The 12,634-nt window shown below is 70.5% G+C and carries 11 protein-coding genes and 1 tRNA gene; 6 read left to right on the top strand and 6 right to left on the bottom strand.

The window, feature by feature from the left end; translation table 11 throughout:
- Positions 1-163: 163 nt before the first annotated feature.
- Positions 164-1,297 carry an acyl-CoA dehydrogenase family protein gene (locus ABZ851_RS02630; RefSeq protein WP_361121036.1) on the top strand — a complete coding sequence of 378 codons (1,134 nt, stop codon included), beginning with the start codon at positions 164-166 and terminating at the stop codon, positions 1,295-1,297.
- A gap of 206 nt (positions 1,298-1,503) precedes the next feature.
- Here ABZ851_RS02630 and ABZ851_RS02625 read toward each other — a convergent pair whose 3' ends face one another.
- From ABZ851_RS02625 to ABZ851_RS02610, 4 genes are all read right to left on the bottom strand, one after another.
- Entirely contained in the window at positions 1,504-1,848 is a 345-nt protein-coding gene (locus tag ABZ851_RS02625) for a rhodanese-like domain-containing protein (protein ID WP_336047483.1), read from the bottom strand.
- 10 nt (positions 1,849-1,858) lie between these two features.
- Complete coding sequence (locus ABZ851_RS02620; protein WP_361121033.1) at positions 1,859-2,923, bottom strand: hypothetical protein; 1,065 nt, start codon at positions 2,921-2,923, stop codon at positions 1,859-1,861.
- A 663-nt stretch (positions 2,924-3,586) separates the two neighbouring features.
- Positions 3,587-5,026 (bottom strand): DUF2252 domain-containing protein, encoded by a 1,440-nt coding sequence (locus ABZ851_RS02615; RefSeq protein ID WP_361121030.1) that lies wholly within the window; start codon positions 5,024-5,026, stop codon positions 3,587-3,589.
- A gap of 193 nt (positions 5,027-5,219) precedes the next feature.
- A complete protein-coding gene (locus tag ABZ851_RS02610; RefSeq protein ID WP_361121027.1) occupies positions 5,220-6,614 on the bottom strand; it encodes an ABC transporter permease in 1,395 nt (464 codons plus the stop codon).
- A gap of 118 nt (positions 6,615-6,732) precedes the next feature.
- Here ABZ851_RS02610 and ABZ851_RS02605 point away from each other — a divergent pair, with 118 nt between their 5' ends.
- Positions 6,733-7,167 (top strand): MarR family winged helix-turn-helix transcriptional regulator, encoded by a 435-nt coding sequence (locus tag ABZ851_RS02605; protein WP_361121024.1) that lies wholly within the window; start codon positions 6,733-6,735, stop codon positions 7,165-7,167.
- A gap of 183 nt (positions 7,168-7,350) precedes the next feature.
- Here the strand turns inward: ABZ851_RS02605 and ABZ851_RS02600 are convergent, their stop codons facing one another.
- Entirely contained in the window at positions 7,351-7,713 is a 363-nt protein-coding gene (locus ABZ851_RS02600; RefSeq protein ID WP_088798781.1) for a helix-turn-helix domain-containing protein, read from the bottom strand.
- A gap of 126 nt (positions 7,714-7,839) precedes the next feature.
- Here ABZ851_RS02600 and ABZ851_RS02595 point away from each other — a divergent pair, with 126 nt between their 5' ends.
- Positions 7,840-8,490: an NAD(P)H-dependent oxidoreductase gene (locus ABZ851_RS02595; protein WP_361121021.1), complete on the top strand. Its 651-nt coding sequence runs from the start codon at positions 7,840-7,842 to the stop codon at positions 8,488-8,490.
- A 425-nt stretch (positions 8,491-8,915) separates the two neighbouring features.
- Here the strand turns inward: ABZ851_RS02595 and ABZ851_RS02590 are convergent.
- Positions 8,916-8,999, bottom strand: a tRNA-Leu gene (locus ABZ851_RS02590).
- A gap of 541 nt (positions 9,000-9,540) precedes the next feature.
- On the opposite strand from ABZ851_RS02590, the gene ABZ851_RS02585 reads away from it, so the two are divergent.
- The 3 genes from ABZ851_RS02585 to ABZ851_RS02575 all read left to right on the top strand — a co-directional run bounded on the left by ABZ851_RS02585 (position 9,541) and on the right by ABZ851_RS02575 (position 12,616).
- A complete protein-coding gene (locus ABZ851_RS02585; protein ID WP_361121018.1) occupies positions 9,541-10,368 on the top strand; it encodes a DUF3662 and FHA domain-containing protein in 828 nt (275 codons plus the stop codon).
- Positions 10,369-10,378: 10 nt separating this feature from the next.
- Entirely contained in the window at positions 10,379-10,903 is a 525-nt protein-coding gene (locus ABZ851_RS02580; RefSeq protein ID WP_093492247.1) for an FHA domain-containing protein, read from the top strand.
- Positions 10,904-11,035: 132 nt separating this feature from the next.
- Complete coding sequence (locus ABZ851_RS02575; protein ID WP_361121015.1) at positions 11,036-12,616, top strand: PP2C family serine/threonine-protein phosphatase; 1,581 nt, start codon at positions 11,036-11,038, stop codon at positions 12,614-12,616.
- Positions 12,617-12,634: the final 18 nt, after the last annotated feature.

Below are 12,634 nucleotides of genomic sequence, written 5' to 3'. Positions count from 1 at the left end.
AACACCTCCGCCGCCTCACCCGTCCACCGTCGCCGCCCCTTCCACCGCTCCCGCCGGATCCGTCCCTCTCGCCCCTTCCAACGGTTCCGCCATTCCCAATTCCTGGAACATGTTCTACCTTGACGCATCGTCAGTTCGAGGCGGCGCGTGGGAGGACAGTGCAATGGACTTCACCTTCACCGAGGAGCAGCAGGCCGCCGTCGAAGCGGCCAGGGCCGTCTTCGCGGACGTCGCACCGGACGGCGTGCCCAGCCCGGCGCTCACCCACGGTGCGGTCGCCGACGACTTCGACCGCGCCCTGTGGCGCAAGCTCGCCGACGCCGACCTGCTGAGCCTGCCGATCGCGCCCGAGCACGGCGGCGCGGGCCTCGACCCGATCGCGCTCTGCCTCGTACTCCGCGAATCGGCCAAGGTGCTGGCGCGAGTGCCGCTGCTGGAGGCCGGCGCTGCCGCGCTCACCCTCCAGCGTTACGCGGCCGACGAGCTGGGGGCGCACGTCCTGCCCCGGATCGCTGCCGGGGAGCTCGTCGTAACCGTCGCCGGCAACGGGCGCACCGGGCACGAACCGGCCGAACTCGCCGTCGACGCCCGCCAGGAGGGTGCCGACTGGATCTTCGACGGGGTCCAGACCGCCGTTCCCTGGGCCCGGACCGCGGACCGGATCCTGCTCCCCGCCCACACCCCCGAAGGCCACGCCGTACTCGCGCTCGTCCCCCGCACCCACCCGGGCGTCACACTCGACGACCAGATATCCACCACCGGAGAGCGCCTTGCGGAGGTCCGGCTGGATTCCGTACGCCTCAGCCACCAGGAAACGGTCACTGCCCCGGACGCCTGGGAGCTGCTGCGCAACGTTCTGACCACCGGCACCTGCGCACTCGCCCTGGGCCTGGGCGAGCGCGTCCTCGCCATGACCGGCGACTACACGAGCAAGCGCGAGCAGTTCGGATTCCCGGTGGCCACCTTCCAGGCTGTCGCCGTCCAGGCCGCCGACCGTTTCATCGACCTGCGCGCCATGGAGGCCACCCTCTGGCAGGCCGCCTGGCGGATCACCGCCGACGCGGCCGGCCCGCTCCCGCCCGCCGGGGATGTCGCGGTCGCCAAAATCTGGGCCTCGGAGGGTGTACGCCGCGTAGTCCAGACCGCCCAGCACCTGCACGGTGGCTTCGGCGCCGACACCGACTACGCGCTGCACCGCTACCACGCCTGGGCCAAACAGCTGGAGCTCTCCCTCGGCCCCGCCGCCGCCCACGAGGAGGCCCTGGGCGACCTGCTCGCAGCACATCCGCTGAGCTGACGCGGGAGAGAGGGGCGGAGCACAGCGAGCGTCCGCGGAGGGCTCGTGCCACCGATGCCGGCGCAGCGCCAAGTCCCGGGTGCCACTCAGCGGCCACCGCGCGCCAACCGCGAGCCATCGCCCGGTCAACCCTCCGACACCGAGCAGCCCAGCCCGGCTCCCGGCTCCCGGCTCCCGGCTCCCGGCTCCCGGCTCCCGGCTCCCGGCTAGACGACCACCCCGGCGCCGCCCTTGCCATCCGACACGGGGCGGCCGGCGGCCTCCCATGCCTGCATGCCGCCCGCGACATTCACCGCGTCGACGCCCTGCTGGACCAGGTACTGCGTCACCTGCGCCGAGCGCCCACCGACCCGGCACAGCACGTACACCTTGCCGTCCGCGGGGGCCGCCTCGGTGAACTCTCCGTAGCGAGCGACGAATTCGCTCATCGGGATGTGCAGCGCGCCCTCGGCGTGCCCCGCCTCCCACTCGTCGTTCTCACGCACGTCCAGGAGGAAGTGCTCCGACGTGAGAGCGTCGACATCGACCGTGGGCACAGAACCAAATTGCATGGTCCCGACGCTACCCGACCAGCTGCGCGAGGTACGTCTCGCGTTCCGCGACATCGGCGAGCAGCTTCTCGGCGATCTCGTCCAGGAGCGCGTCCGGGTCCTCCGGCGCCATCTTGATCATCGCCCCGATCGCGCTCTCCTCCAGCTCGGAGGCCGCGGCGGCCAGCAGCTCCTTGCGCTCGGCCAGCCACTCCAGCCGGGCGTACAGCTCCTCACTCTCGCTGAGCCGATCCTCGGCCGGCGCGGGGCCGGCCTCCCATTCCTGCGCCAGCTCGCGCAGCAGGGACTCGTTACCCCGGCCGTACGCTGCGTTGACCCGCGCGATGAACTCGTCGCGCCGCGCCCGCTCGGCATCGTCCCGCGCCAGGTCCGGATGGGCCTTGCGCACCAGGTCGCGGTAGACCTTGCGGGCCTCCTCGCTGGGCCGCACCTTCTGCGGCGGCTGCACCGGCTGCTCGGTGAGCATCGCCTGCGCCTCGGAAAACAGCCCGTCCGAGCCCATCCAGCCGTGGAACAGCTCCTCGACTTCCGGCATCGGCAGCACCGACGCACGCGCCTCCTGCGCCTTACGGACGTCCTCGGGAGCCCCCGTACGCGCCGCCACCGCCTCGGCGATCTGCGCATCGAGCTCGTCCAGCCGCGCGTACATGGGGCCGAGCCGCTGGTGGTGCAGGCGGGAGAAGTTCTCCACCTCCACCCGGAAGGTCTCCACCGCGATCTCGAACTCGATCAGCGCCTGCTCCGCGGCCAGGACCGCCTTCGCCAGCCGCCGCGTCGCCTCGTCCTGCGCCGCCTGCTCATCCGGCGCGCTGCCCGGCTCGGCCCCGGCCTGGGCACCTGGCGAATCGCCCTGAGCTCCTTGACCGGCGTCCACCGCCTCTGCGTCCACAGCCTCGGGGTCCACAGCCTCGGGGGCCCCGGACCGGTCTCCCGAGCCGCCGTCCTGCCCGACCTGGGCTCTCTGACCGCCGCCGCGGGCATCCGGTGCCTGCGGCGCGGCCGTGGCGTCCGGGGTTCCCGGTACGTCCGGTCGGTGCTGACCGTCCTGCGTGTTCTCCGCGTGCGAGTTCGTCACCCGGTCAGCGTACGGCCCACGCCGGGCCCAGCCCTCCACGGCCATTCGCTCGCTTCCTACGGGGCCCCTCGGCATCCCCCGGGAGCGGCTTTCGGTCGCGGCGCCGGGCGTGGGGGCGCTGCCGGTGCCAGGGCTCGCGTTCTCCGGAACCGCCCACCGCGGAGCTGGCCGCGCTGTCCCGGGCTTTGGAGGAGACCAGCGGGCGGCTCGCCGCGGCACGGGAACGGGAGCGGCCACCCCCTCACCCACCCACACCTCAGCCGACCGGCTCCTCAGCTGCCCCTCCGCCAACAGTCCCGGCAGCCGTGAAAGCCCTGACCAGCCCCATCCATCCGCGACAGCCCCAGCGGACCCGGCTGCCCCGACCGCTTCAGCGGCCTCGACAGCCCTGACGGCCCCAGTTACTCCCGGAAGCCCGGGCAAGCCCCAGCAAGCCCAGCAGCCCCGCCCACCGGCAGGCCCGGGCAAACCCAAGGGCCCCGGCAGGCCTGGCAGCCCCAGCGCCCCTCAACCAGCCACCGGATCCCTCAGCGCATCAGCAGCCTGCGCTCCCTTTCCCTGACAGGGCTCCTGCCCCCGCTATTCCGGCCCCCGAACCCGGCCGCGCCCCAAACGCCCACGCGCCGGCCTCCCAACCCGCCCGAGAGCCCGAACGCCTCTCCCCTACACCCCCATCTCCGCCGCAATCCGACCGTTCTTCACCGCTGTGGCCAGCTCCGCATGGTCTGCTTCCGTGCGGTCCGCGTACGTGACCGCGAAGCTTGCGATCGCCTCGTCCAGCTCCTCGTTCTTGCCGCAGTAGCCGGCCAGAAGGCGTGGGTCCGCGCTGTGCGCATGGGCGCGGGCCAGGAGAGCACCGGTCATACGGGCGTAGTCGTCCATCTGATCGCCGGACAGCTGCGCCGGGTCCACGCTGCCCTTGCGGTTTCTGAACTGGCGGACCTGGAAGGGCGTGCCTTCCCACCGACGGTTCCCCGCGGGCACGCCACCGCCCGTCGGCGCCGCGCCCTCAACCGTCGTCCAGCCCAGCAATATGTCGCTGACCACTTGCATCCGGCGCTGCCCGAGCACCACCCGGCGTCCCTCGTGCACCACCTGCGGCACCGGGAAGCCGGCCTTCGCCACGAACGGCGCCAGCACCGAGGCACGGGCCTCCTTCACCTGCAGGACAAGCGGCTCGCCCCGGTGGTCCAGCAGCAGCACCACGTATGACCGCAGCCCCACACTGCCCGTGCCGACCACTCGGAAAGCCACGTCGTGTACCGCGTGCCGAGCTATCAGGGGCAGCAGGTCCTCGGGCAGCGTCTCCAGATAGCCGCTGAGAGATGCGGCCACGGCGGCCGCTTCCGCATCCGGCACCTGCCGCAACACCGGCTGAGCGTCCACGAACCGGCGGCCACCGTCCGGCGTCTCCTCCGTCGCCTTGGCCGCGAACCGCGCGCTGGTGTTCTTGCGCGCCTTGTCCGCTACCCGCTCCAGCGTCCCCACCAGATCTTTGGCGTCGGCGTGCGAGACCAGTGCCTCGTCGGCGATGGCGTTCCACGCCTCGGTCACCGGCAGCTTCGCCAGCAACCGCATCGTGCGCCGGTACGCGCCCGCCGCGTCCTGCGCCGCCTTGCGGCAGTCCTCCTCGCAGGCGCCCGCCTCCCGGCCGGCCAGCACCATCGACGTCGCAAGCCGCTTCACGTCCCACTCCCACGGCCCGTACAAGGTCTCGTCGAAGTCGTTGAGATCGATGACGAGCTGACCGCGGGCGTCGCCGTAGAGTCCGAAGTTGGCGGCGTGGGCGTCCCCGCAGATCTGCGCGCCGATGCCGGTCACGGGGCTGCCCGTCAGGTCGTACGCCATCAGGCCCGCCGAGCCGCGGAGGAAGGCGAAGGGGCTCGCGGCCATCCGGCCGACCCGTATCGGTGTCAGGTCGGGCAGCCGACCGGCGTTGGACTGCTCCACCGCCGCGACCGCATCCGGCCGCCCGGCCGTGAACGACAGCGCGGCCTGCCCGGCACGCGGAACGCGCTCCCGCAGGGCACGCCCGGCGGCCTTGGGCGAGGCCCCCCGCTCGTCCGCCTTCGCAAACCCCGGTACGTACGGCACACGCGGCATAGCGGGCCACCTCCCCCTTCACGACCTGCGTTCTTGTGTCCTTGTCCGCTGCGTCCATCAGCCCGCCGAGCGAACCCGGCCTGCCGACGAGCAATGACGTTACCGAGATCCGGTCACACCCTGCAGAGCCTGTGGATAACTCTCCGGAGCCCCGAACCAGGGAGCCCCGAACCACGGAGCCCCGAATCACCCGCTAAACCCCCACCGCCCCCTCCATTTCCATCTCCACATCCACGTTCGCCTCTCCAGTCCCAGACCCAGCCAAATCGGCACCTGCGCCCCCAGCGCCCGCTTCTCCCGCCCCTGCTCCCTCTTCCGGCCACGCTGTCCGGCTCCCCCGCTTCCACGTCAGCTCCGGCTCCGGCACCGTTGCCGCCACCGCGGCCGCCGCCACCGCCGCGGCATGGGCAGCCACCTCCGCCTCAGCAGTGCGCCGCCGCTTCTCGGCCAGCGCCGCCGCCCCGACCGTCAGCAGGCCGGCGACCAGCCACCACCCCAGCGTCCAGACGTGTCCTGACAGGCCGTAATTGTTGAAGTAGACGTGGCTGCGGGTGCCCTCCACGAAGCCCGCGCCGTTCCAGAAGGAGTGCAGCGCCGCGAAGAATCCGTTCTGCATCTCCGGACGGAAGATCCCGCCGGAGGACGTGAAGTTGAGCATGACGAAGAGGGCCATCACACCGAGCGTGGTCCAGCGCTTGAGGAAGGTGTGCAGGCCGGTGCCGGTCAGCAGAATGCCGGCGGAGTAGAGCCAGGCCATGCCCCACAGGCCCCTGAGGCCGTGGTCGACCAGGTGGAAGACCGGACCGGCGAACGCCGTCCCGATGAGGCTGACGACGAAGGACGTGCCGATCGCCAGCGCGGTCCGCAACCGGACCGGCAGCACGGCCCCGGCCCCGCCGATCACCGCGACCGAGGCGTACGAGCCGATGCTGATCGCGACCAGCAGGAAGAAGATGCCCTGCCCGGTCGGATCGTCCTCGGCCGTCGGCGCCACATCGGTGACCTTCAGGGGAGCGCCCTGCTGCGCCGCGACCGGGGTGAAGACCTTCTGTACGACGGAAGCGCTGGTGTCGGATCCGGCGGTCGCCACCAACAGCTCGGGCATCGCCTTCGCCGCAGCCGCCGCCCTCCCGCCGGCAACAGCACCGGCCCTCTCCTTCGCCCCCTCCGAGGAAGCCTTCTCCACTCCGCTCTTCACCGAAGGCTTCGTCGCAGCCGTCGAGGAAGCCTTCGGCGCACCCTTCGCATGGATCACATACGCACCGAAGATCTCCTGGTGCTTGAGCCCGTCGACCGCCGCGGCCCGGTCAGCGACGGTCCGCACCTCCAGGTCACCGTCCGCCTTGTCGTTGATCGACTGGGCGAGCAGCTGTGCGCTCCGGCCCGATCCGACGACCGCGACGGGAAGGTCATGCGGTGCGGGGTTCGCGAAGGCACCCAGGTACGCCAGCCCCATCCCGACACACATCAGCAGCGGGGTGATCAGGTGCGTCAGGACATGACGCAGCCCCGCGGAGTGGGAGGAGCGCGCGGAACGGTGGCTGCCGTGCTGCTCGCTTCGATGGTCGGGAGGCCGGACCGTACTCATGGGCAGCCCTTCTCAGCTCGTCGGATCAGCTGTCGCCACCTCTGACACAGGCAGTAGTTGGCAAATACAACTCTCAATACGCGTTGTACTATACAACTACCTCTCCGAAAGGCAACTCGTGAGCCACCGCGACGACTCCGTCGAGACCATCCAGCAAGAGATGACCGCGTTCGCCCGCCGGGCCCGCGCGACCGCCGCCCGGATGCACCCCGAGCTGTCACTGGTCTCCTACACCCTGCTGGCACACCTCGATGACCAGCACGGATGCCGCGCCACGGACCTCGCCGCGCACTACCTCCTGGACAAGTCCACGGTCAGCCGCCAGATCGCCGCACTGGAGAAGCTGGACTTCGTCGAGCGCCGCGTCGACCCGGAGGACCACCGGGTCCAGGTGCTGCACCCCACCGAAAAGGGCGCCCAGGTCCTCGCCAACGTCACCGCCAGCCGCCGCAAGGCCTTCCGGGAACGGCTCGCCGACTGGGACGAGGACGACCTCGAACGCTTCGCCGCCTACCTGCTGCGCTACAACGCCGCCCAGGAACGGCTGGGATAGGGGGAGCAACGGTCGGGACAAGGCGAGGGGTTGGGACAACTACGGACGCGACCACCCGCGCCCCACTCCAGCCCTACCCACAAGCACCCACCCGCAGACTCGCCCTCAGACCCACGCGCAGACTCGCCCCCAGTCCGCCGACACCCGCGCCCAGAACCAACTACGCCCGAAACCGCGGGCCGCTCACTTCCGGAACCGCTCCGGACACTGCCCGCCGTCGGCGAGATAGGTCTCCGCCCAGCGCCCCAGCTCCTTGAGCGCGGGCTCCATCGCGAGACCGGCCTCCGTCAGTCGGTAGGAGACGCGCAGCGGCGGACCCGGGTCCACCTCGCGCAGGAGCAGGCCGGCCGCCGCCAGCTCGACGAGGCGGTCGGAGAGCATGCGCTCACTGATGCCGGGGATGGCCCGCCGCAGATCGGCGAAGTGCACGGGCGCCGGCATCAGGGTGGCGACGATCAGCCCCGTCCAGCGCTTCCCCAACAGCTCGAAGACGCGCGTCACACCGTCGTCGACCTGCCTGCACACCGCCTCGCCATGATCCGCCATACAGCCAGGGTACCGCTCTCCCGTTTGCTGCTGCAGAAAAGTAAGCTGCTGTGCTATTAATAGTTACGTACGGAATTCAACCAGAGGTCGGGCACCACCCGGCCACCCAGCGAAGGACCGGTCCCCATGGCCACGCTTCTGCTCATCGACTCCTCCCTGTTCCCCGAGGGCGGCTCCGCCTCCCGCTCGGTCACCGCGGCCTTCCGCAAGGCGTGGGAGGAGCAGCACCCCGACGGCACCGTGATCCACCGCGACCTGGCCGCCGACCCGCTGCCGCACCTCGACGGCATCGGCGCCTCCGCCGGCTTCTCCGACCCGGCCGGCCACACCCCCGAGCAGCAGGCGGCCTTCGCACTGCGCGTGCAGCTGATCGAGGAGCTGGAGCAGGCCGACGCGATCGTCATCGGCGCTCCGATGTACAACTTCACGATTCCTTCCACGCTCAAGGCGTGGCTCGACCAGGTGATCCTCATGGGCCGCACCGCGGGCGAGCAGCCGTCCGCCAAGGGCACCCCGGTCACCGTCGTCGCCAGCCGCGGCGGTTCGTACGCGCCGGGCACGCCCCGCGAGCCCTTCGAGTACGTCCAGAACTACCTGGAGGCCGTACTCGGCGGCGGGCTGGGACTCGAGGTCGACTTCATCGTCCCCGAGCTGACCATGGCCCCCAACAACCCGGCGATGGCCGAGCTCATCCCGCTGTACGAGACCTCCCGCGACAAGGCCCACGAGGACGCGGCAGCCAAGGCCAAGGCCCTCGTCGCCCGCTTCGCCGCCTGAGGCCTTCCAAGAAGCACGGACCGGAGGACCTGAGGGCCAGGGAGAGGAAGGAGAAGGGGAAAGGGAAAGGGAAAGGGAAAGGGAAGGGGAGCGGGCCGGCGCCGGGCGACGGCCCACGGCACAGCCAGGGCAACCTGCCACGAAAGGTGACACCTGCGCCACAAAGGGCCACAGGGTCAGCCCTCAGGGGCCTCATCAGCCCCGTATGTGACGCACTCCTCAAGCTGCCCCAAGCCGCCCGAGCCGCCTCAGCCGCCAGGCCCCAGGCTCAGCCCCCGATTCCAGCGCCCACCCCACCCGGTCCGCCCGGTCTCGGCCCGGGGCCCCACTCAGCCCCCACCCCCCGTGACATACGCAACAACGTGACGAACACAACGAAAGACCCCCGGTCTCCGGATTTCTCCGGAGACCGGGGGTCTCATCTGTGCGCGAGGGGGGAGTTGAACCCCCACGCCCTTTCGGGCACTGGAACCTGAATCCAGCGCGTCTGCCTATTCCGCCACCCGCGCATGGGTGCTGCCGTTCGATGTTCTCACAGGATCCGGGCTGTTCCGTCCGGGTCTTGTGCGACCGCCTTCCGACATCCAGAACACTAGCACGCTGCCGGGGGTGCCTTCACACGCCTTTTCCCCGGTCCCCGCCTCGCGGCAACCCCGGGCCGCACCCCGCCGTGCCTCGGACATTCGCCGAGCACTGCCCCAAGGGTTCACACTCGCGGTAGCCGCAACAGGAACGCGGGCCACCCGGCCCGCCTCCACGCCGGCCGGGACAGGGCCGGCGCATGCGTCATGTCCGACTCCGGCACCCGCCCGGCGGGAGTGCCCGGCGGTTGCGGGACACTGTCTGCGGGGCACATCTACGATCGCAGTGCACGAGCAGTGGGCAGGAGCAATCAAGCAAGCACCGGGCAACCCTGTGAGGGGCGACACTCGTCCTCAAGGCGGGAAAGGGGAACCAGCCGATTTCCCTACGCGTGGATACGATCAGTAAGCAGTATCAGGACGACTCGATCAGGACGACCCCGACGAAGACTGAGGAAGGAGGTGCCCCGTGGGAGTACTGAAGCGTTTCGAGCAGCGTCTCGAAGGTCTCGTCAACGGCACCTTCGCCAAGGTGTTCAAGTCCGAGGTGCAGCCCGTTGAGATCGCCGGCGCGCTGCAGCGCGAGTGCGACAACAACGCCACCATCTGGAACCGCGACCGCACGGTCGTCCCCAACGACTTCATCGTCGAGCTGAGCACCCCGGACTACGAGCGGCTGAGCCCCTACAGCGGGCAGCTCGGCGACGAGCTCTCCAGCATGGTCCGCGACTACGCCAAGCAGCAGCGCTACACCTTCATGGGCTCGGTCAAGGTCCATCTGGAGAAGGCCGACGATCTCGACACCGGCCTGTACCGCGTCCGCAGCCGTACGCTCGCCTCCAGCTCGTCCCAGGAGCCCGGCCCGGCGGCCGCACAGCGCCCCGCGGCGCCCCGCGGCGGCCGTCCCGGCGGCGGCCACGTGAGCCCGCCCCCCATGCCTTCGTCCCCGCCTCCCGGCGGCGCACAGCCCGTACCTCGTACGGCACCGCCCGGTGCAGGACCGCAGCCCCACGCGCAGACCCGGCGCTGGATCGAGATCAACGGCACCCGCCACCAGATCTCGCGCCCGACGCTCGTGCTGGGCCGCAGCACCGACGCTGACGTACGGATCGACGACCCGGGTGTCTCCCGGCGTCACTGTGAGATCCGGGTCGGAACGCCCCCCACGATCCAGGATCTGGGCTCCACGAACGGCATCGTGGTAGACGGGCAGCACACCACTCACGCTAATCTCCGCGACGGCTCGCGGATTGTCGTGGGCAGTACCACCATCGTTTACCGGCAAGCCGAAGGGTGAAGCGGGGGCAATGTCAGAGCTGACCCTCACGGTCATGCGGTTGGGTTTCCTCGCCGTACTGTGGCTGTTCGTCATCGTGGCCGTTCAGGTCATCCGCAGCGATCTGTTCGGCACGCGCGTCACACAGCGCGGTGCCGCCCGGCGCGGCGGGCAGGAAGCGCGTACGCAGCGGCAGGCTGCGCCACCGCAGCAGCAGCGCCGCCAGGAAGGCGGTCGCGGCAACAACCGTCAGCGCCGCGGAGCACCCACCAAGCTGGTGGTCTCCGAGGGCTCGCTGACCGGCACCACCGTCGCCCTCCAAGGCCAGACCATCTCCCTGGGCCGTGCGCACGACTCCACGATCGTGCTGGACGACGACTACGCGTCCAGCAGGCATGCCAGGATCTACCCGGACCGTGACGGCCAGTGGATCGTCGAGGATCTCGGTTCCACCAACGGCACGTACCTGGACCGGACCCGGCTGACGACCCCGACACCGATTCCGCTGGGAGCCCCGATCCGCATCGGCAAGACCGTCATCGAGCTGCGGAAGTAGTACGACAATGAGCGAGCGGAGCGAGCGAGCCGCGACGGTCCACTCGGCGGACCCGGGCGTGCTCCCGACCGGAGGGTGGGCAGTGTGGCTCGACGAGACCGGCTGTACCCCGAGCCGACGGGTGAGGTGCACATGAGCTTGTCACTGCGCTTCGCCGCCGGATCGCACAAGGGCATGATCCGCGAGGGCAACGAGGATTCCGGCTATGCCGGGCCACGGCTGCTCGCCATCGCCGACGGCATGGGCGGCCAGGCCGCCGGTGAGGTCGCCTCCTCCGAGGTGATCTCCACGCTCGTCCAGCTCGACGACGACGTCCCCGGCTCCGATCTCCTCACCTCGCTGGGCACGGCCGTCACCCGCGCCAATGACCAGCTGCGGGTGATGGTCGAGGAGGACCCCCAGCTGGAGGGCATGGGCACGACCCTGACCGCCCTGCTGTGGACCGGTCAGCGGCTCGGCCTCGTCCACGTCGGTGACTCGCGGGCGTATCTGCTGCGCGACGGCGTGCTGACCCAGATCACCCAGGACCACACCTGGGTGCAGCGGCTGGTCGACGAGGGCCGGATCACCGAAGAGGAAGCCACCACCCATCCGCAGCGGTCGCTGCTGATGCGGGCGCTGGGCAGCGGCGATCATGTCGAGCCCGATCTGTCGATCCGCGAGGTGCGGGCCGGCGACCGGTATCTGATCTGCTCGGACGGACTGTCCGGGGTCGTCAGCCACCAGACGCTGGAGGAGACCCTCGCCAGCTACCACGGGCCGCACGAGACCGTGCAGGAGCTGATCCAGCTCGCGCTGCGCGGCGGCGGACCCGACAACATCACCTGCATCGTCGCCGACGTCCTGGACGTGGACGGCAACGACGCGATGGCCGGCCAGCTCAACGACACCCCGGTCATCGTCGGCGCCGTCGCGGAGAACCAGCACCAGCTCAGCGACCCGAGCACGCTGCAGACCCCCGCGGCGCGGGCCGCCGAGCTCGGCCGGCCGGGCGGTCAGCCGTCCGCCCCCGGCGGTGCCTTCGGGCCGCCCGGCAGCGGTGAGCACGAGGTCGGCGGTCCGCCGCAGGGCTCGTTCGGCGCGTTCATGGACGAGGACTTCGTCAAGCCGCGCCGGCGCGGGCGGTGGCTGAAGCGGTCGCTGTTCATCGCGCTGGCGCTGGCCGTCGTGGGCGGCGGGTGCTACGCGGGCTACAACTGGACGCAGACCCAGTACTTCGTGGGCGCCAAGGACGATCACGTCGCGCTCTACCGGGGCATCAGCCAGGACCTCGCGTGGATAAAGCTCAACGACGTGGATGAGGACCATCCCGAGATCGAACTCAAGTACCTGCCGCTGTACCAGCGCAACCAGGTCAAGGAGACGATCGCGGTCGACAGCCGCACGCAGGCCGGCGAAAAAGTCACCGAACTGAACAACCAGGCCAATGCCTGCCGTATCAAGGAGCAGCGGGAGGCGGCCGAGCGCGAGGCGGCACGGCACCCGGGCAAGAAGGGCCAGGCCGGCACACCGTCGAAGCCCGGTACGCCTTCCCCGTCCGGTTCGCCGAACGCCAAGCCCGGTTCCACCGGCAAGGCGGGCAACGACAGCACCGCCGGCACGGCCGGCACGCTGTCGGCGACCGTCACTCCGAAGCCCGGACCCAGCACCAGCCAGGCCGCCCCCTCCGAGGAGCAGAAGCAGCTGGAAAAAAATTGCAGCACCCAGCAGTGAGGGCCTAGGGGGCCGTAG

This window comes from Streptomyces sp. NPDC047049 (assembly GCF_040643995.1).
Taxonomy (GTDB): Bacteria; Actinomycetota; Actinomycetes; order Streptomycetales; family Streptomycetaceae; genus Streptomyces; species Streptomyces mooreae.
The sequence above is the reverse complement of the archived record's forward strand: the minus strand, read 5'-3'. Positions and strand labels throughout refer to the sequence as shown.